The 17,395-nt window shown below is 66.5% G+C and carries 19 protein-coding genes; 14 read left to right on the plus strand and 5 right to left on the minus strand.

Features of this window, described 5'->3' with window-relative positions; translation table 11 throughout:
• The first annotated feature begins 74 nt into the window (after positions 1-74).
• The 9 genes from fliP to M2336_RS04525 all read left to right on the plus strand — a co-directional run bounded on the left by fliP (position 75) and on the right by M2336_RS04525 (position 7,559).
• Complete coding sequence (fliP, locus tag M2336_RS04485; protein WP_413715957.1) at positions 75-923, plus strand: flagellar type III secretion system pore protein FliP; 849 nt, start codon at positions 75-77, stop codon at positions 921-923.
• Positions 924-945: 22 nt separating this feature from the next.
• A complete protein-coding gene (gene fliQ / locus M2336_RS04490) occupies positions 946-1,218 on the plus strand; it encodes a flagellar biosynthesis protein FliQ (protein WP_181560891.1) in 273 nt (90 codons plus the stop codon).
• The gene (gene fliR, locus M2336_RS04495; protein WP_181560890.1) at positions 1,215-1,991 is read left to right on the plus strand and encodes a flagellar biosynthetic protein FliR; all 777 of its coding nucleotides are present in this window, start codon (positions 1,215-1,217) and stop codon (positions 1,989-1,991) included. The genes fliQ and fliR overlap by 4 nt, the downstream gene beginning before the upstream one ends.
• Before the next feature lie 3 nt (positions 1,992-1,994).
• Complete coding sequence (locus M2336_RS04500) at positions 1,995-3,140, plus strand: flagellar biosynthesis protein FlhB (RefSeq protein ID WP_264574129.1); 1,146 nt, start codon at positions 1,995-1,997, stop codon at positions 3,138-3,140.
• 58 nt (positions 3,141-3,198) lie between these two features.
• Positions 3,199-3,642 carry a hypothetical protein gene (locus M2336_RS04505; protein WP_264574130.1) on the plus strand — a complete coding sequence of 148 codons (444 nt, stop codon included), beginning with the start codon at positions 3,199-3,201 and terminating at the stop codon, positions 3,640-3,642.
• Between the two features lie 120 nt (positions 3,643-3,762).
• Entirely contained in the window at positions 3,763-5,145 is a 1,383-nt protein-coding gene (fliD, locus tag M2336_RS04510; RefSeq protein WP_264574131.1) for a flagellar filament capping protein FliD, read from the plus strand.
• A gap of 75 nt (positions 5,146-5,220) precedes the next feature.
• Positions 5,221-5,589: a flagellar export chaperone FliS gene (gene fliS / locus M2336_RS04515; RefSeq protein ID WP_264574132.1), complete on the plus strand. Its 369-nt coding sequence runs from the start codon at positions 5,221-5,223 to the stop codon at positions 5,587-5,589.
• Positions 5,590-5,722: 133 nt separating this feature from the next.
• Positions 5,723-5,875, plus strand: a complete 153-nt coding sequence (locus M2336_RS04520; RefSeq protein WP_264571511.1) for a hypothetical protein — start codon at positions 5,723-5,725, stop codon at positions 5,873-5,875.
• A gap of 166 nt (positions 5,876-6,041) precedes the next feature.
• Positions 6,042-7,559: a PQQ-dependent sugar dehydrogenase gene (locus M2336_RS04525; protein ID WP_264574133.1), complete on the plus strand. Its 1,518-nt coding sequence runs from the start codon at positions 6,042-6,044 to the stop codon at positions 7,557-7,559.
• A 46-nt stretch (positions 7,560-7,605) separates the two neighbouring features.
• Here the strand turns inward: M2336_RS04525 and gdhA are convergent, their stop codons facing one another.
• Positions 7,606-8,955: an NADP-specific glutamate dehydrogenase gene (gdhA, locus tag M2336_RS04530; protein WP_264574134.1), complete on the minus strand. Its 1,350-nt coding sequence runs from the start codon at positions 8,953-8,955 to the stop codon at positions 7,606-7,608.
• A 472-nt stretch (positions 8,956-9,427) separates the two neighbouring features.
• Between gdhA and ung the strand changes: the two genes are divergently transcribed.
• On the plus strand, positions 9,428-10,168 hold the full coding sequence (gene ung, locus M2336_RS04535; protein WP_264574135.1) for a uracil-DNA glycosylase: 741 nt from the start codon (positions 9,428-9,430) through the stop codon (positions 10,166-10,168).
• 74 nt (positions 10,169-10,242) lie between these two features.
• Positions 10,243-11,172 (plus strand): DUF808 domain-containing protein, encoded by a 930-nt coding sequence (locus M2336_RS04540; protein WP_264574136.1) that lies wholly within the window; start codon positions 10,243-10,245, stop codon positions 11,170-11,172.
• A gap of 163 nt (positions 11,173-11,335) precedes the next feature.
• Here M2336_RS04540 and M2336_RS04545 read toward each other — a convergent pair whose 3' ends face one another.
• Entirely contained in the window at positions 11,336-11,689 is a 354-nt protein-coding gene (locus M2336_RS04545; protein WP_264576878.1) for a hypothetical protein, read from the minus strand.
• Positions 11,690-11,733: 44 nt separating this feature from the next.
• Here M2336_RS04545 and M2336_RS04550 point away from each other — a divergent pair, with 44 nt between their 5' ends.
• The gene (locus M2336_RS04550; RefSeq protein ID WP_264574138.1) at positions 11,734-12,846 is read left to right on the plus strand and encodes a serine hydrolase domain-containing protein; all 1,113 of its coding nucleotides are present in this window, start codon (positions 11,734-11,736) and stop codon (positions 12,844-12,846) included.
• A gap of 12 nt (positions 12,847-12,858) precedes the next feature.
• Here M2336_RS04550 and M2336_RS04555 read toward each other — a convergent pair whose 3' ends face one another.
• From M2336_RS04555 to pdxH, 3 genes are read right to left on the minus strand one after another with little or no spacing between them, the layout of a single operon-like run.
• The gene (locus M2336_RS04555) at positions 12,859-13,677 is read right to left on the minus strand and encodes a PhzF family phenazine biosynthesis protein (RefSeq protein ID WP_264574139.1); all 819 of its coding nucleotides are present in this window, start codon (positions 13,675-13,677) and stop codon (positions 12,859-12,861) included.
• Positions 13,674-14,681, minus strand: coding sequence for a cation diffusion facilitator family transporter (locus M2336_RS04560; RefSeq protein WP_264574140.1), 1,008 nt, complete (start codon positions 14,679-14,681; stop codon positions 13,674-13,676). The genes M2336_RS04555 and M2336_RS04560 overlap by 4 nt, the downstream gene beginning before the upstream one ends.
• Positions 14,682-14,691: 10 nt before the next feature.
• Positions 14,692-15,312 carry a pyridoxamine 5'-phosphate oxidase gene (pdxH, locus tag M2336_RS04565; protein ID WP_264592582.1) on the minus strand — a complete coding sequence of 207 codons (621 nt, stop codon included), beginning with the start codon at positions 15,310-15,312 and terminating at the stop codon, positions 14,692-14,694.
• Between the two features lie 163 nt (positions 15,313-15,475).
• Between pdxH and M2336_RS04570 the strand changes: the two genes are divergently transcribed.
• Positions 15,476-16,171, plus strand: coding sequence for a DUF4136 domain-containing protein (locus M2336_RS04570; protein WP_264574142.1), 696 nt, complete (start codon positions 15,476-15,478; stop codon positions 16,169-16,171).
• 237 nt (positions 16,172-16,408) lie between these two features.
• Positions 16,409-17,335, plus strand: coding sequence for a DnaJ C-terminal domain-containing protein (locus M2336_RS04575; protein ID WP_181560876.1), 927 nt, complete (start codon positions 16,409-16,411; stop codon positions 17,333-17,335).
• The last annotated feature ends 60 nt before the right edge of the window (positions 17,336-17,395 follow it).

Below are 17,395 nucleotides of genomic sequence, written 5' to 3' on the forward strand. Positions count from 1 at the left end.
CGCGCAGGCAGGAGCCCAGGGCGCAGTCGCTGTCCCTTGCCGCCCTGGGCTCCTGCCTTCGCAGGAGCACGGGTTTGCTGATCGGCGCTGCGCTGTTTTGCGCGCTGCTTCTAGCGACGCTGAGCCTCACGCAGCCCGCCTTCGCCCAAGCTGCGCCCGCCGCACCCGCTGCGCCAGTCGCCGCACCCGCGCCGCAAGTGCAGGCGCCGGCAACCGGTGCCCTGCCGCAAGGTGCCGCCGCTGCCTCGGGCGGGCTGACCCGCGCGCTCGACGATGTTTCGGGCGATGGCCGCCCGCTCTCCATCTCGCTGCAGATCCTCGTCCTGATGAGCCTGCTGACGGTGCTGCCGTCGCTGGTGCTGATGATGACCAGCTTCACGCGCATCATCATCGTGCTCTCGCTGCTCCGTCAGGCGCTCGGCCTCGCGCAGACGCCGCCGAACCAGGTGCTCGTCGGCCTCGCGTTGTTCCTCTCGCTGTTCGTGATGCGCCCGGCGATCGACCAGATCACCGCCAGCGCCTACACGCCTTATGGTGAGGGTCAGATCAGCATCGAGGAAGCGGTGAGCCGCTCGGGCAAGGTGCTGCATGGCTTCATGGCCAAGCAGACCCGCCAGAACGACCTCGCTCTGTTTCAGAACCTCGCCAACGTGCCGGCCTTCCGCTCGCCCGAGGAGATTCCCTTCTCGATCATGCTGCCGGCCTTCATCACCAGCGAGTTAAAGACCGCCTTCCAGATCGGCTTCATGATCTTCCTGCCCTTCCTCATCATCGATCTCGTCGTCGCCTCCACGCTGATGGCGCTCGGTATGATGATGCTCTCGCCGACCATCATCTCCATGCCGTTCAAGCTGCTGCTGTTCGTGCTGGTGGATGGCTGGGCGCTGACCATGGGCTCCCTCGCCGGCTCGTTCGCGACCTGAGCGGGCAGGAAAGGGACGCATCATGGAAAATGGCGATTTCTTCGTCGGCCTCGCCCAGCAGGCGCTATGGGTTGCCGCGCTCGCGACCGGGCCGATCCTGATCCCGGCCCTGCTGGCGGGCGTCATCATCGGCATGATCCAGGCCGCGACCTCGATCAACGAGGCGACGCTCTCCTTCGTGCCCAAGCTCATCATCGTCGCGGTGACGCTGGCGCTGTTCGGCGGGGCGATCCTGATGCTCATCGCCGATTTCACGCGCGAGATCTTCGAGCGGATTCCGGACCTGCTCAGATGATCGCACCGGCATTTGCGGGCCTCGAGGCGCAGCTGTGGCTCTGGATGCTGGCGATGATCCGGCCCGGCGCCGCATTGCTCGCCGCGCCGATCTTCGGCGCCGCCGCCGTGCCGGTGCAGCTGCGCATCATACTCAGCCTCGCGATCGGCATTGCCGCGCTCAACAGCGCCCCCTTTGCGCTGCCCGAACAAGGGCTGGCCAGCATCGCCGGCATCGCCCTCGTCGCGGCGGAAGTGATTGCAGGCCTCAGCCTCGGCTTCGCCTTGCAGATCGGCTATTCGGCGGCGTTCATTGCCGGCGAGACGATCGCCAATGCCATGGGCCTCGGCTTTGCCTCCATGGTCGATCCGCTCTCAGGCCAGCCAACGCCGGTCGTCGGCCGCTTTCTCTCGATCATTGCTACCTTCCTGCTGCTCGCCATGGATGGGCATCTGCTGCTCATCCAATACGTCGTGATGAGCTACAAGGCGCTGCCCCCGGGCAATCTCATGCCGGCGAGCGCGTTCGAGAGCATCGCGCAGTTCGGCGGCACCATGTTTGCCTCGGGCGTCATCATCGCCCTGCCGGTCACCTTCACGCTCATTCTCGTCCAGCTCGTCATGGGCATGCTCGCGCGCACCGCGCCGTCGCTCAATCTCTTCGCGGTCGGCCTGCCGGCGACGCTGCTGGCCGGCCTCGTGCTGCTCGCCATCGCCGCGCCGGTCATGGGCGAGGCGATCAGCGACGCCTTGCGCCAAGGGCTCGACATGAGCCGCTTGCTGGCGGGCGGCTGAACCATGGCGCAGGAAGCCTCCGGCGGCGGCGAAAAGACCGAGAAGCCAACAGCCAAGCGTCTGACGGACGCGGCCAGCAAGGGCGACATTCTCCAGTCCCGCGAACTCTCCACCGCCATGGTGGTGATGGCCGGCGTCGGCTGGCTCGCGATTGCCGGGCCGGCGTTGATCGACGCCATCCGCCTGATGCTCGCCGAGGCCCTGCGGTTCGATCAGGGCGATATTGCGGGCTTCGCCCCGGAGCAGCGCGCCTATCATCTGCTCGCCATCATCGCGCTGCCGCTCGCGGGCGTGCTGCTGGCGACGGTCGTCGCGGCGATTGCCGCGCCTGCCGTGCTTGGCTCGCTCGGCTTCCGCACCGGCGCGCTCGTGCCCAAGCCGGAGCGCATGAACCCGATCAACGGGCTCAAGCGCATCTTTGGCATGCAGGGCATTATCGAGCTGGTCAAATCCCTCGCCAAGGTGGTGCTGCTCGGCAGCATCGGCGGCGTGCTGCTGTGGCGGCAGTTCGATGCGATTCACGGCATGGCCAAGACCGGGGTGATGCCGGCGATGAGCGAGATGGGCCACATCTTCGTGGTCGTCACGCTCGCGCTCGCGGCGGCCCTGTTCCTCATCGCGGGCATCGACGTGCCGGCGCAGATCTTCCAGCGCATGAAGCGGCTCAACATGAGCAAGCAGGAAGTGAAACAGGAGCACAAGGAGACGGAAGGCTCTCCCGAACTCAAGGGCGCGATCCGCCGGCGGCAATATGAGACGCTCAACGGCTCGGTGCGTAAGGCGGTGGAAGAGGCCACGGTGGTGCTCACCAACCCGACGCACTTCGCCGTCGCGCTGCGCTATCATCCGGGGCGCGATGCGGCGCCTGTGGTAGTCGCGCGCGGTTCCGATGAAATCGCCGCGGCGATCCGCACGCTCGCGGCCGATCAGGGCCGGCCGGTGCTGCAATATCCCGAGCTTACCCGCGCCATCTACTTCACCTCGCGCGCGGGGCAGGAAGTGGACGAACGGCTGTTCATGGCCGTCGCCGCCATCCTCGCCTTCGTCTACCGGATCGAGCACGCCATGGCGACCGAGATGGACCGTCCGCACATCGATCTGCCCGATGCGATGCGATTCGATGCGGATGGGCGCAATATCGTGAATTAAAGCTTAGCCGAACTCGTCCGTCTTTTGTTGATGGGGACACATTAGAAGGCAATGTGTCATGAACGAGTTCTTGCCCCGCGCCGGGGCTGTCACCCCGGTGACCAGCGCAACGGAGCGCAGCCCCTTGGCTGTGCCTGCCGTTTCCCAATCCCGTGCCATGCATGGCGGGGCAGAGGGAGAGACTTCCCGCGCCGCCTTGCTGCGGGATCGCGAACGCTCCGCCGCCGCTGCCGATTATGCCCGCATCCATGCCGAGATCGCCGATGTGCTGGCGCATATCCAGCCCTCGGCCCGCAATGCTGAATCGAGTGTCGAACTGGCCGACCGGGCCATCGTCTCATTGATGCCGAGCCCCGTCGTCATGCTCCCCATGCCGCCGACCGACGAGCAGATGGTCACCTTCGTCGCCAATGTGGCGCAGGCGGTGGCGCGGCAGGCCGGGCTGGCCCAGGCGGCGCAGGCATCGGTCACCTCGCTCATGGTGGAAGCCGCCTCGCACTGAGGGTTCCGGCGCCAAGCGCGCCGCTGTTCGACGACTGAATGCGCCTGCCCTGATTCTTTGCCCGTGGCACTAAAGCCGCGCTCGCCGCTGCCGTTCTGAAGCCTTGAAAGGACGACGGATATGGCGACGGATATTGCGAGCGCACTGGGCATCGGCTCCGGGATCAACATCACCCAGATGGTGTCCGATCTCACCAATGCCTCGTTCCAGCCGCGCCAGAGTGCCGTCCAGTCCCGGCTGGATACCGCCAGTGCCCGCGTGTCGGCGCTGGCCTCCGCCAAAAGCTCGCTCGAGACCTTCTCCAAGGCCCTGACCGACCTGCTGCAGGGCACCGGCTATCGTGGCAATCCGGTCTCCAATGATCCGACCATCGCGGCGGTCTCGCTCATTCCGGGCGGCGTGCCCAAGGGCCTGCCGGCGCAGCTTGAGGTGCGCCAGCTTGCCGCCGGGCAGGTACTCCAGTCCGCCGCGCTGGCCGACAGCGCCGCCGTCGCTGGCACCGGCACGCTCAAGCTCACCGTGGGCAGCACCGAGACGATGATCACCGTCGGCGGCACCGGCACGCTGGCTGACCTTGCCTCGGCCATCAATGCCGCGAATGCCGGCGTGACGGCTTCGATCGTCACCGATCAATCCGGCGCGCGCCTCGTGCTCAAGGGCGAGACCGGCACCGCCAAGGCCTTCACGCTCACTGCCGAGGCCGATGCGGATGCCAATCTCCAGCGCTTCGTCTGGGATGGCGCCGCCGGGACGCTGACGCAGAGCCAGGTCGCCGCGAATGCGCTGATCCGCATCGACAATGTCGATATGGAATTCGGCTCGAACAAGATCACCACCGCCATCCCCAACATCCAGATCGACCTCAACAAGGCGGAGCCGGGCAAGACGATCACCCTCGCCACGGACCAGCCGACCAGCACCATGAGCGATCTCGTTCGCGAGTTCGTCACCGCCTATAATCAGCTCAAGGGCGCCCTCAACGACGCGACGGTCGCGCAGGGCGATACGGCCGGCCTGCTCTCGGGCGACTTTGGCGTGCGGGATCTGTCGCGGCGTCTCGCCGGTCTCGTCTCCCAGCCGCTGACCGACAGCGGCACCTATCGCACGCTGAGCGACCTGGGCGTGCGCACCGAGCGCAACGGCACGCTCACGCTGGATACCAAGCGGCTCGAAGCGGCGCTGGCGGCTGACCCCGAAGGCGTCACCCAGATGCTCAATCCCGCCGTGCCCAGCGCGACGCAGCCGGGCATTGCCGGGGCGCTCAAGGACATCACCGATTATGTGAACGGCAGCGAAGGTCCGCTCGCCAGTTCCGCAGCCATTTACGGGAAGCAGAAGGCCGCGCTGGAGAAGGAGCTGGAGAAGCTGGGCGATCAGCGCAGCACCTACAGCACCCAGCTCACCGCGACCTACGCGAAGATGCAAACGCGCCTGCTGCAGTTCCAGGCCACGCAGTCCTATCTTGAGCAGCAGGTCAAGATCTGGAGCAAGAACAACGACTAACGGTCCGGACGCAGACGCTGGACACACCAATAAGGGATACGCTGTATGTACATGGGTTCGCATCCGATGAGGCCGATGGCCGCGCTCCGCCATTATGCGGCGGTGGATAGCGGCAGCCGCGTCGAGGGCGCCACGCCGCACCAGCTCGTGCGCATCCTGTTCGACGAGCTGCTGCTCGCGCTGGATACCGCCGCACTGGCGCTCAAGGCCGGCGATCGCCACAAATGCCTGGACCGGCAGACGCGCGCGCTCGCCATTCTCCACGCGCTGGAGACGAGCCTCGATTTCGAGCAGGGTGGCGAGATCGCCATCAGCCTGGCGACCATCTACCGCGAGACGCGCCGCCGGACGCTGGAGGCGACCGTCGCCAATGATCCCAGCCTGATGGAGAGCGCTCACGGCTTCATCGCGGAAATCGCGTCGGCCTGGAAGCAGATCGGCTGACGGCCTACCCGGCCCGTCCGACGCTCCTTTCAACTCGTCCGCTTTTCCGGCATTCGTCGCAAAGCCGGGCACCGGCCGCTCTTCCATCCGTTTCTCTCCCATGCCCATCAAGGGCGACAAGAGAGGATGGACCATGGCAAACCAGAACCAGCAGAACGATCAACAGCGCCAGCCCGGCCAAGGCGGCCAGCAGGACCAGTCCAACACGGACAAGTCCGGTCGCCAGCAGGGCGGACAGGACGATCAGAACCAGCAGGGCGGCGGTCAACGCCAGAACCAGCGCTGATCGGATCAGACATGCGAAGGCCGCCGGTGTTCCGGCGGCCTTTGTTGTGTCCACGCATTCCGCAGCATCTTCACGCCCCCGCCGGCTCACATTTCACCGCCTTGTCCTTGACTTAGCGCGATATTGCCGATCTCCTCGTATCTGAAGGAACAGGCGGGAGCGAGTGATGCGGTCGGTTATCCTGTCGTGCATGATCCTCGCGCTGGCCGGATGCGGTGGCGATGACTCCGCCACTCCCACGCCGACGCCAACCCCCACACCGACATCCAATCGCGCGCCCGCTTTCACGTCGCCCGCCGCGGTCTCGGTCATCGAGAACGTCACGGCTGCTTATGCCGCCCGCGCCAGCGATCCGGATAATGATCCCGTCACGATCAGCATCGCCGGCGGTGCCGATGCAGCGCTGTTCTCGATCAACGTCACCGGCGATCTGGCCTTTCGCACCGCTCCCAATTTTGACGCGCCGGGCGATGCCAATGGCGACAATGTGTATGAGGTGGCGCTCAGCGCCAGTGACGGGCGCACGAGCGCCCAGCAGGATGTCCGCATCACGGTCGCCAATGATCGGGAGGGCATTGCCGTCCGCCGCGTCGCGCAGGGCTTCAGTCAGCCCATTGCACTGTATCGCAGCCCGGTCAGTTCCGCCCTTGTCTACGTCGCCGAGCGCGGGGGGCGCGTCTATCGGCTGGACACGACGAGTGGTGCGCGCACGCTCGTGCTGACTCTCAACAACCTATCGACCGATGGCGAACGCGGCCTCATCGGAATTACGGTGGGCAAGAGTGGAGGCGGTTTTCCGCAGAATCCCTACGCGCTCTACTTGCTGTGGACTGATTCGGCTGGGACTATCAATCTGACACAGCACCCCCTTCTTTCGGATGGATCCTTCTGGAATGGTGATTCGTTCAGCCCTCTCCGCCCGATCTTCTCCGCAGCCCACCCCGGCTTCAGCAATCATAATGGCGGGTGGGTCGATTTCGGCCCCGGCGGAGATAGCCTTGCCGGGGTGCTTTATATCGGGCTCGGCGACGGGGGCGGGGCAGGCGATCCCAATAATAACGCGCAAAATCAAAGCTCGCGATTGGGCAAGATCATGCGTTTGGCCCGCGATCCCGATCCCTACGCCGGGGCTTCGATCCGAGATTGGCTGCCGCCTACCGTCTTTGCCTCGGGCCTGCGCAATCCTTTCCGTGGCGGGTTCGAAGGATCGACCATGATCATCGGCGACGTCGGTCAGGATCAGCGCGAGGAGATCAATGTGCTGCCGATTGCAGAAGGGCCGTACAATCTCGGCTGGCCCTATCTGGAAGGCACGCTCCCCTATAAGGGCGCGGTCCCGGCGAATGTCACCCTGACCGGGCCCAAATTGCACTATGGCCACGGGACGGGGCTGTTTCAGGGCCGGTCAGTGATCGGCGGCGTGGTCTATCGCCAGTCGATTCCTGCGCTCAATGGTCATTATCTTTTCGCCGATTTCGTCAGCGGCAATCTCTGGTCGGTCCCGTTCGACCGGCTGCGGAACGGGCCATTGCTGGACGGGACGGGTTTCGAGAACCGCAATGCCGATTTTGTGCCGGACGTGGGCACGATCGATCAGCCCGTAGCGTTCGGCAAGGATTCCCTCGGAAACGTCTTCATCGTCGATTTCGACGGCGAGATTTTCCAGATCGTCCCAGCCAGTTGATTCGGACACGGAGGCCACCGTCTCGTCGGCAGCCTCCGTTACCGCGTCAGATTACCCCAAGCGCGTCCATCGCCTCGGCCACGCGGACGAAGCCGGCGATGTTGGCGCCCAGCACATAGTCGGCGGGGGCGCCATATTCCTCGGCGGTTTCCGCACAGCGATCGTGAATGTCGTGCATGATCGAGGCGAGGCGGCTTTCCGTCTTCTCGAAAGACCAGCTATCGCGCGAGGCGTTTTGCTGCATTTCCAGCGCGGAGGTGGCGACGCCGCCAGCGTTCGCGGCCTTGCCGGGCGCAAAGAGGATGCCGGCTTCCTGGAACAGCCGCACCGCATCCGGGGTGGAGGGCATGTTGGCGCCTTCGCCCACCGCGATGACGCCATTTTTGAGCAGCGTCTTGGCGTCATTGCCGGTCAGCTCGTTCTGGGTGGCGGACGGCATGGCGATGTCGCAGGGCACGTCCCAGACCGAGCCGCCCTCGACATAGTGGCTCTTGCCGCCCTTGAGGCGCACATAGTCGCTGATCCGGTCGCGGCGGACGAGCTTCACTTCCTTGACCAGTTCGAGGTCGATGCCGTCCTCGTCCATCACATAGCCGTTCGAGTCCGAGCAGGCCGCGATGATGCCGCCGAACTCAATGACCTTCTCCATGGTGTAGATAGCGACATTGCCCGAGCCGGACACGGTCACGCGCTTGCCATCGAAGCTCTGCTTGCGGGTCGCCAGCATCCGCTGGACGAAATAGGTCGCGCCGTAGCCGGTGGCCTCCGTGCGGGCGCGCGAGCCGCCGTGGAACAGCGCCTTGCCGGTCAGCACGCCAGCCTCATAGCGGTTGGTGAGGCGCTTATACTGGCCGAACATATAGCCGACCTCGCGCCCGCCTACGCCGATATCGCCGGCCGGCACGTCGGTATATTCGCCCAGATGCCGGAACAACTCGGTCATGAACGACTGGCAGAAGCGCATGATCTCGCCCTGCGAGCGCCCGCGGGGGTTGAAGTCCGATCCGCCCTTGCCGCCGCCGATCGGCATGCCGGTCAGGGCATTTTTGAAGGTCTGCTCGAAGCCGAGAAACTTGATGATGCCGACATTGACCGAGGGATGGAAGCGGATGCCGCCCTTGTAGGGCCCGAGCGCCGAGTTGAACTGGACGCGGAAGCCGCGGTTGATCTGGACCTGGCCATTATCGTCCAGCCACGGCACGCGGAAGATGATCTGCCGCTCGGGCTCGCACAGCCGCTCGATCAGGGCATTGTCTAGATAATGGGGCCGCTTTGCGACGACGCGGCCGAGGCTTTCCAGCACCTCGGTCACCGCCTGATGAAATTCCGGCTCGCCGCCATTGCGGCGGATGACGTCATGCAGGACCGGGCGAAGCTTATCGTCAATTCTCAGCAATGTTTGGTCTTTCTTCTCTGGACGTAAATTTGATGGCTGGGCTGGACGGCGCCGACAGGGCGCGCGTGGGGCAGGCAGAGACGAAGCGACCGAACATTGCCGGGCCGAGCAGGACTCAGCGCGCGGTGAAGGCCGGTGTGCGTGCTCTGGTCAGGCCCCGGAAGGGTGGCGGACTGGGATGGCGTGGCGTGGCATCATGCGGACTTTCGGGCGTGGGGCGCGCGCGTCTGGAACGTCGCACAGCGGTTCGGCGAAAGGGCCCCGAGCCCGGCGCGCACGGCGCCGGGTCCCGGGGCTAGATGCCCGCGAGAAGCTGCCCCGCATGATGGCGGATGGAAAAATGCCTGATGCATGTCCGCATGAAAAATCCCATGCGTTTCATCGCCTTGCGTGTCAACCGGCAGGGACTGTCTGTCGTTCGTGCCCTTGCGGCCCGATTTGCCCGGCGCCGCAAATGCTCTAAGCCGGGCGAATGACTGCCGATGCCGACACCGCCATAACCCCGCCCTCCATCCCTGCCTCGCTCGATGAGAGCTGGCGGGTGGCGCTGGCCGATGCGTTCGCCGCGCCCTCCATGGCGCAGCTCAAGGCCTTTCTTCAGGCCCGCAAGGCGGCCGGTGCGCAGATCTTCCCGCGCGGCAGCGACTGGTTCAACGCGCTCGCCCTCACGCCCCTGCCGGATGTCCGCGTGGTGATCCTCGGGCAGGATCCCTATCATGGGCCGGGGCAGGCGCATGGCCTGTGCTTCTCGGTGAAGCCGGGCGTGCGGCCGCCGCCGAGCCTCGTCAACATCTTCAAGGAATTGCGGACCGATGTGGACTTTACCCCGCCCGGCCATGGTCACCTCGTCCATTGGGCGGAGCAGGGCGTGCTGCTGCTCAACAGCGTGCTCACCGTCGAGAACGGGAAGGCCGGCGCCCATGCCAATCAGGGTTGGGAGCGGTTCACGGACGCGGTGATCGCTGCCGTCGCCGCGCAGGACAAGCCGGTCGCCTTCCTGCTCTGGGGGGCCTACGCTCAGAAGAAAGCGGCGTTCGTGCAGGATGTGAGCGCCGGGGGGCGGCATCTGGTGCTGAAGGCGCCGCACCCCTCGCCGCTCTCGGCCCATAATGGATTTTTCGGCTGCCGGCACTTCTCGCGGGCCAATGCGTTTCTCACCGCGCAGGGGCGGGGGGCGATCGACTGGTCGTTGCCGCCCGAGCCTGCCGCCTGACCCGCTGCCCGATCTTTCCGCTCGCCGGGAAATCGGGCAGGGTGGCTGCAATATCCTGACGAGGAGCATTCCTTATGGCCTCCGGCCTCGCCGCCCTGCTTGACGACGTCGCCGCCATCGCCCGCCTTGCCGCGGCATCCGTCGACGATGTGACGGCCGCTGCCGGCCGGGCCAGTATGAAGACAGCCGGCGTGGTGGTCGACGATGCCGCCGTGACGCCGACCTACGTCACCGGCTTTTCGCCGCAGCGCGAGCTGCCGATGATCTGGCGCATCGCGCTTGGGTCCATTCGCAACAAGCTCCTCATCCTTTTGCCGCTCGCGCTCCTGCTCAGTGCGTTTCTGCCGCAAGCGATCACGCCGCTGCTGATGGTCGGCGGCACTTTCCTCGCCTTCGAGGGGGCCGAGAAGATCATCGAGATGCTGCGGGGCGGCCATGCGCAAGAGGAGGACGCACTCCCCGCCGATGGCGACGCCAAGGCGCTGGAAAAGGCGAAAGTTTCTGGCGCGATCCGCACCGACCTCATTCTCTCCGCCGAGATCATGGCGATTGCTCTGGCGGACGTGGCAAGCCGCCCGCTGCTGACGCAGGCGCTGGTCCTCGCCGTCGTCGGCCTGCTCGTCACCGTGGGCGTCTATGGCGTGGTCGGGTTGATCGTGAAGCTCGACGATATCGGCCTGCACTTCGCCAAGACCGGCGGCCCTTTGGTCCAGCGGGTGGGTCGCGGGCTGGTGCGGATGATGCCGGGCGTGCTGAGCATGCTCGAATCGATCGGCATGGTGGCGATGTTGTGGGTCGGCGGCGGGATCATTCTGCACGGGCTGGAAGGCACGCCGCTGGCTGTGCTGCCCCATGGCCAGCATGCCATTGCTGAAGCGGTGAGCCACGCGCCGGTCATTGTCTGGACGATCAGCGCGATGCTGGCGGCGCTGTTCGGCTTCCTCGTCGGCTTGGTGGTGGCGGCGATTGTTCACCTCGTGCAAAAAATGCGTGGGGCGCATTGAGGCGATTTAGCCCCTCCTCTTTCGAGGAGGGGTTGGGGTGGTGTTGCACCCTCGCGTTTATTTACTGACTTTGCTATTTACTGACTTTGCGATGCTGGCGCATCGCCACCACCCCCGGCCCCTCCTCTGAAGAGGAGGGGAGACGTGTCGGTCCACCCCGCCCTCAGCGCTCGGGCATGCAGCCGAAGCCGGGCTTGAGTCGCGCGGATCGCGTGGCCAGCATGGGTATTTTGGCGGTCAGGCGCCGGGCCTCGGGCGCATCCTCATAGCGCACGAGCGCCATCCACGGCACGCCGGCCAGATCGCTCTGGCAGCTTTCGAGCGGGCGATTCTCGACATAGCGGCACGAGCAGCCCAGGCGCGCGGCGAGGCCGGCGGCCTGGTCGGCCTCCCGCTGCCAGCCGGGCCAGCTCACCGCGACCCAGAAGGCGACCAGAACCACCGGCAGCAGGGCGAGCCAGCCGCTCGCGCGCTTCATCATGGCCTTGCGCTTGAGAGGATCGCGCTGCCCCCACATCTGATTATCCCCTTTCATCGCGCTGCGTGATAAGGCCGCGCGCCATGAAGATCAAAAGCCTTTCCCGCTGGCTGTGCGTCACCGCCGCCAGCCTGATGCTCGCCGGGGCGGGTGCGTCGCAGGACGTGCCGGCCAGCCGCTATGCCGTGCTGAAGGACAGCCCCGGCCTCTCCGCCATGGCGCTGCGCGAGGCGGTGGACCCGCTGTTCGATCCCGGCGATGGCGCAGACGTGGGCGAGACGCGCGCGCTCATCGTGATGCGCGGGGGCGAGATTGTCGCCGAGCGCTATGCCGATGGGTTCACGCCGCAGAGCCGCTTTTTAAGCTGGTCAATTGCCCGCACGGTCACCGGCCTCATCGCCGGCATGATGGTCTCCGATGGTCTGCTGGCGCTGGACGATCCGGCCCCCGTGGCCGCCTGGCGACAGACCGGCGATCCGCGCGCCGCGATCAGCTTGCGGCACCTCCTGCAGATGAGCAGTGGCCTGCAATATCGCGAAGATTGGCAACCAGGCGAGCCGAGCGACACGCTCGCCATGCTCGCCGGCGAGGGGAGCACGGATCAGGCGGCGTTCGCGGCGGCCAAGCCGCTGGTGCAGGCGCCGGGCGCGACCTTCGCGCCGAGCGCGGGCAGCACCATGATCCTCACCGGCATCATGACGGACCGGCTGACTGCGAATCAGGACCCGCTCGCCCGCCGCGCTGCCATGGCGCGGTTTCTCGATGCCCGCTTCGCGAAACCGCTCGGGCTCAAGGACTTCGTGCCGGAATTTGATGCGCGCGGGACGCTCGAGGGCGCGTTGATGATGCATATGACGGCGCGCGACTATGCGACGATCGGCGAACTCATCCGCCAGCGCGGCCATGTCGCGGGGCGCCAGCTCATCGCCGACCCCTGGTTCGATTTCATGACGGCGCCATCGCCTGCGCATGCCGCATTTGGTGGGCATCTCTGGCTCAACCGGGGTGGCGACCCCTCACCGCTCTTTCCGGGCCAGGCCAGTGCGGGCGTGATGGCGGCGGTTGGCGAGCGCGGCCAGTTCGTCCTGGTTTCGCCCGAGCAGCGACTGGTCATCGTGCGCCTGGGCATCACCCGCGAGGAAGACATGGACGCCCTGCGCGAAGCCATGGCGCGGCTGGTTCGGCGCTTCTCCTGACGCGGATTGCACTCAGAGCAAAAACTGCCCCTCGATCACGGTGCGGCATCGACCGGTGAGAATGACGCGGTCGCCGGTGCGTTCGCAGTCGACATAGCCGCCGCGCGCGCTGGCCTGATAGGCGGTGAAGCGGTCGCGGCCGAGCCGGTCGCTCCAATAGGGCGTGAGCAGGCAATGGGCCGAGCCGGTCACCGGGTCTTCGTCGATCCCTGCGCCCGGCACGAAGGCGCGGCTGACGATATCGGTCTCGGCGCCCGGCGCGGTGGCGATGATGAGCAAATTGCCGAGCTTGCCGAGCGCCGCGAAATCGGGGCGCAGCGCGCGCACTTGCGCGTCGTCCGCATAGACGAGCAGGCGATAGCCGCCGTCGCGGGCGTGCGTCTCCTGCGGCGCGGGGCCACCGAGCAGGGCGGCGATTTCTGCCAGATCGGCTGGCGCGGTGGTCATGCCCGGCAGATCGAGCCGGTAGGCGTCGCCCTCATCGCCCGCCACGCGTTCGACCACCAGATCCCCGGCCTGCTGTGTGCGGAAGCGCAGGCTCTGTCGCGCAGCGCCCATCAGGGCATGGCCGCTCGCCAGCGTGGCGTGGCCGCACAGCGCCACTTCGACGGTCGGCGTGAACCAGCGCAAGTCATAGTCCGCGCCGGCGCCGGGTGGGAGCGGCACGGTGAAGGCCGTCTCCGCGAGGTTATTCTCCTGCGCGATCGCCTGCAGCACATCGTCCGCCAGCCAGTGATCCAGCGGCATCACGGCGGCGGGGTTGCCGGTGAACGGCGCATGCGCAAAGGCATCGACCTGGACGAAAGGGAGGATCATCGGCGCTGCCGTCATGGGGCCGGCGTCTCCGGTCCGGGCGCCTTGCCGCTCGCGGCGGCTTCGTTGACGAGCACCGTGCGGGCATCCTGCTGGGTGAGCAGGTCACCGCCTTCCGGCTGGTCGGCGGGGTCGGGGTGGATAATCAGCTCCAGACCGGGGAAGTCGGCGGTCAGGGCGCGGGTGATGTCCTCCATCACCTCATGCGCCTGTTTCAGGGTCATGTGCGGATCGAGCCAGATGTGGAACTGGGCGATGTCATGCGATCCGCTGCTGCGGGTGCGCAAATCATGGATGCCGTGCAGGGCCGGGTGCCGCTCGGCAATGTCGAGAAAGCGCTGGCGCTTTTCCAGCGGCCATTCCTTGTCCATCAACTCGCCAATGGCGTGCATCGCCGTCCGTCCCGCACTGAGGGCGAGCCACAGGCCGATGCCGAGGCCGAAGAGTGCATCGGCGCCGCGCAGGTGCAGCGCCGTTTCCAGCACCAGCGCGAGGATGACCGAGCCGTTGAGCAGCAGGTCGCTGCGATAATGCAGGCTGTCCGCGCTGATCGCGACCGATCCCGTCGCCCGGATCGCGCGTGCCTGATAGCTGACGAGCAGGATGGTCAACACGATGGCGAGGATGGAGACGCCGATGCCATATTCGATCGCCGTGGGCGTGCCGGCACTGCCGAACCGCTCGACCGAGCGCAGGATGATGAGCACGGCGGCAACGCTGATCAGCGAGACCTGAAACAATGCGGCCAGAGCCTCCGCCTTCCCGTGGCCGAACCGGTGGTCGTAATCCGCCGGGCGCGCGGCGAGGCGGACGGCGAAGAGCGTGACGAGGCTGGCGACCAGATCCAGCCCGGTGTCCGCCAATGAGCCAAGCATGGCGATGGACTCGGTGCGCAGCACGGCCCAGCTCTTGGCCGCCGCGAGAATGAGCGCCACGGCGACGCTGGCGAGCGCGGCCTTGCGATTGATCGCGCCGGTCGTGGCGAGATGATCCTCGCGCGCCGCAGGCGTCGCCGCACTCACCGGCCATGCCTCATGGATAGAGCATCTGCGCGGCCCAGCGACCCGCGCCGTCCGCCTCGTAGCGGCGACGCTCGTGGAGGCGGAAGGCCCGGTCCAGCCAGAACTCGATTGCGCGCGGGGCAAGGCGGAAGCCCGACCAGTGCGGCGGGCGGGGCACGTTGACGCCGGCGAAGCGCGCCTCGACCTCCCTGATGCGATCCTCGAAGGTTTCGCGGGCATCCAGCGGCCGGGACTGATCGGATGCCCAGGCGCCGATTTGCGACACACGCGGGCGCGAGGCGAAATAGGCGTCGGCCGTCGCGGCATCCACCGGGCCGACCGGTCCCTCGATCCGGATCTGCCGCCGCAGCGACTTCCAGTGGAACAGCAAGGCCGCCTCGGGATGAGCAAGCAGTTCCCCGGCCTTGCGGCTCTCGAAATTGGTATAGAAGGTGAAGCCTTCCGGCCCATAGCCCTTGAGCAGGACCATGCGGGTGGAGGGGCGGCCCTGCGCATCGACGGTCGAGAGCGCCATGGCCTCGGGATCATTGGGCTCGCTGGCGCGGGCGTCGGCCATCCATTGGGCGAAGAGGGCGAAGGGGTTGTCCGTCAGCGTGGTCGGCTCGGATGAGGTCGCGGTCTGTGTCGTCATGCGCTTCACCTAGCCTGTGCGGCCGCGCGTGGAAACTCTCCTGTCGATGGTCGACCGCCTTTCATTCATGCGCGCGCAAGGCGCCGTGCCATAAAGTTCCCGTGCCGATGCCGGGCCAGTGGGGTGGACTGGCGCGGGACAATCCCTGCGCAAGAGGACATTGATGATCGTCTCTCCCCTCGTCCGGCTGATCGCCGCCACTTCCTTGCTTGCTGTCGCGTCGCCGGGCGTCGCCCAATGGGGTCGCGGTCCGGACCGCTGGGGCGGCTCGCGCATCGATTCGCCGCGTGCACCTCTGGTGAGCAGCGGCCGTGACTCGCGCGAAGGGCAGGTCGATGCCGCACAGTTCACCGCCGAGGGCGAGGCCGCGCGGCTCGGCAGCGGACCGGTTCAGGTTTCCACGCTGACCGGCGCGGTCGATGACGTCGCGGGCACCGCCCCCTTTGAAGCGGCGGTGATTGATCAGCTGGTGAAGGCCGGCTATAATACGTTGGCGCATGGCGAAGGCGAGAGCGGGCAGGTGACCGAACTGCGCATTCGTCGCGAGGTGCTGGTGCCCGAGGAGACCAAGCGCAAGCCGGTGAGCGGCGAAATGATGGTCGGAACCGGCACCTATGGATCGACGATGGGCATGGCGCTCGCGGTCGATCTCTCCAAGCCGCGCAAGGCGCTGGTCTCCACCCGGATGGAAGCGCGCATCCTCGACAAGGCCACCGGCGCCCCCCTGTGGGAAGGCCGGGCCGAGATCGCGACGCGCGAGGGCGATTCGCGCTGGAGCGACCAGGCGATCGCCACGCGCCTCGCCGAGGCGATGTTCGAGCGCTTTCCGAACGGCCCGGCACGCGTCGCCGCGCGATAGGGCCAATCGACATTCAGCTCTGACGGCCTGCAAATGGCGATTTTCCGTGCTTCCGGTGCTCACGTACCTTGAGTACGCTGCGCTCCGGGTCACGAAAAATCACCATTTTCGCCACGTCATCATCTGAATGTCGATCGGCCCTAGCCGCACGCCAATCCCCACTTGCGGCGCCGCGCCGCAATCGCCAGATGAATGCCATGAGGCATGATATCTTCGTGAACGGGTGGGTAGAACGACATGGCTGATCCCTATTCGCTGCTGGGCGTCCCCCGCAGTGCGGACGAGGCGGCGATCAAGTCCGCCTATCGCAAGCTCGCCAAGGAGCTGCATCCGGACCGGAACAAGGACAATCCCAAGGCCGCGGAGAAATTCTCCGAGGTGACGCGCGCCTATGATCTGCTGTCCGACAAGGACAAGCGTGCCCGCTTCGACCGGGGCGAGATCGATGCCGACGGCAACCCCACGCATCCCTTCGGCTTTGGCGGACAGGGCGGGGGCCGCTCGCAGGGCGGCGGGCCGGAAGGCTTTGAGTTCGGGGCCGGCGGCGCGGACTTCTCGGATATTTTCGAGGGGCTGTTCAGCGGTGGACGCGGGCGACCGGGCGGCGGCTTCGGCTTTGGCGGGCGCGGTGCGCCACCGCCGCAGCGGGGCGCCAACATGGCCTATCGCCTGTCCGTGCCGTTCACCGATGCCGCGACGCTGGCGCCGCAGCGCATCACGCTCGCTGACGGCAAGACCATCGATCTCAAGCTCCCTGCCGGTGTCGAGAACGGCACCCAGATGAAGCTGAGCGGCAAGGGCCAGCCCGGCCCGGCGGGCGCGGGCGATGCCATCGTCACCATCGAGATCGGCGATCACGCCTTTTACAAACGCGATGGCGACAATGTGCGGTTGGACCTGCCGATCAGCCTCAACGAGGCCGTTGCCGGCGCGCGCGTCAAGGTGCCCACGGTCGATGGGCCGGTGATGCTCGCTGTTCCGGCCGGCGCGCATTCCGGGCAGACGCTGCGGCTCAAGGGCAAGGGTTTCCATCGCAAAAGCGGTGGTCGCGGTGACCAGCTCGTCACGTTGATGATCGACGTGCCGGGCCATGATGCCGCGCTGAAGTCTTTCGTGGAGAGCTGGAGCGACACGCGGCCGTTGCGGACGCATCTGGGCGTGTGATCCCGGCGCGGGCAAGCCCTGCGCTATGGCCGGGGGCGAGGGGTGCATGTGCGCGATTCC

Source organism: Sphingobium sp. B1D7B (assembly GCF_025961965.1).
GTDB lineage: Bacteria > Pseudomonadota > Alphaproteobacteria > Sphingomonadales > Sphingomonadaceae > Sphingobium.

Bases quoted from the DNA above. Each gene is read 5' to 3' on its own strand.
- fliQ (WP_181560891.1), top strand. From the start codon at position 946: ATGGAAAATGGCGATTTCTTCGTCGGCCTCGCCCAGCAGGCGCTATGG.
- fliR (WP_181560890.1), top strand. From the start codon at position 1,215: ATGATCGCACCGGCATTTGCGGGCCTCGAGGCGCAGCTGTGGCTCTGG.
- M2336_RS04500 (WP_264574129.1), top strand. From the start codon at position 1,995: ATGGCGCAGGAAGCCTCCGGCGGCGGCGAAAAGACCGAGAAGCCAACA.
- M2336_RS04505 (WP_264574130.1), top strand. From the start codon at position 3,199: ATGAACGAGTTCTTGCCCCGCGCCGGGGCTGTCACCCCGGTGACCAGC.
- fliD (WP_264574131.1), top strand. From the start codon at position 3,763: ATGGCGACGGATATTGCGAGCGCACTGGGCATCGGCTCCGGGATCAAC.
- fliS (WP_264574132.1), top strand. From the start codon at position 5,221: ATGGCCGCGCTCCGCCATTATGCGGCGGTGGATAGCGGCAGCCGCGTC.
- M2336_RS04520 (WP_264571511.1), top strand. From the start codon at position 5,723: ATGGCAAACCAGAACCAGCAGAACGATCAACAGCGCCAGCCCGGCCAA.
- M2336_RS04525 (WP_264574133.1), top strand. From the start codon at position 6,042: ATGCGGTCGGTTATCCTGTCGTGCATGATCCTCGCGCTGGCCGGATGC.
- ung (WP_264574135.1), top strand. From the start codon at position 9,428: ATGACTGCCGATGCCGACACCGCCATAACCCCGCCCTCCATCCCTGCC.
- M2336_RS04540 (WP_264574136.1), top strand. From the start codon at position 10,243: ATGGCCTCCGGCCTCGCCGCCCTGCTTGACGACGTCGCCGCCATCGCC.
- M2336_RS04545 (WP_264576878.1), bottom strand. From the start codon at position 11,689: ATGTGGGGGCAGCGCGATCCTCTCAAGCGCAAGGCCATGATGAAGCGC.
- M2336_RS04550 (WP_264574138.1), top strand. From the start codon at position 11,734: ATGAAGATCAAAAGCCTTTCCCGCTGGCTGTGCGTCACCGCCGCCAGC.
- M2336_RS04555 (WP_264574139.1), bottom strand. From the start codon at position 13,677: ATGACGGCAGCGCCGATGATCCTCCCTTTCGTCCAGGTCGATGCCTTT.
- pdxH (WP_264592582.1), bottom strand. From the start codon at position 15,312: ATGACGACACAGACCGCGACCTCATCCGAGCCGACCACGCTGACGGAC.
- M2336_RS04570 (WP_264574142.1), top strand. From the start codon at position 15,476: ATGATCGTCTCTCCCCTCGTCCGGCTGATCGCCGCCACTTCCTTGCTT.
- M2336_RS04575 (WP_181560876.1), top strand. From the start codon at position 16,409: ATGGCTGATCCCTATTCGCTGCTGGGCGTCCCCCGCAGTGCGGACGAG.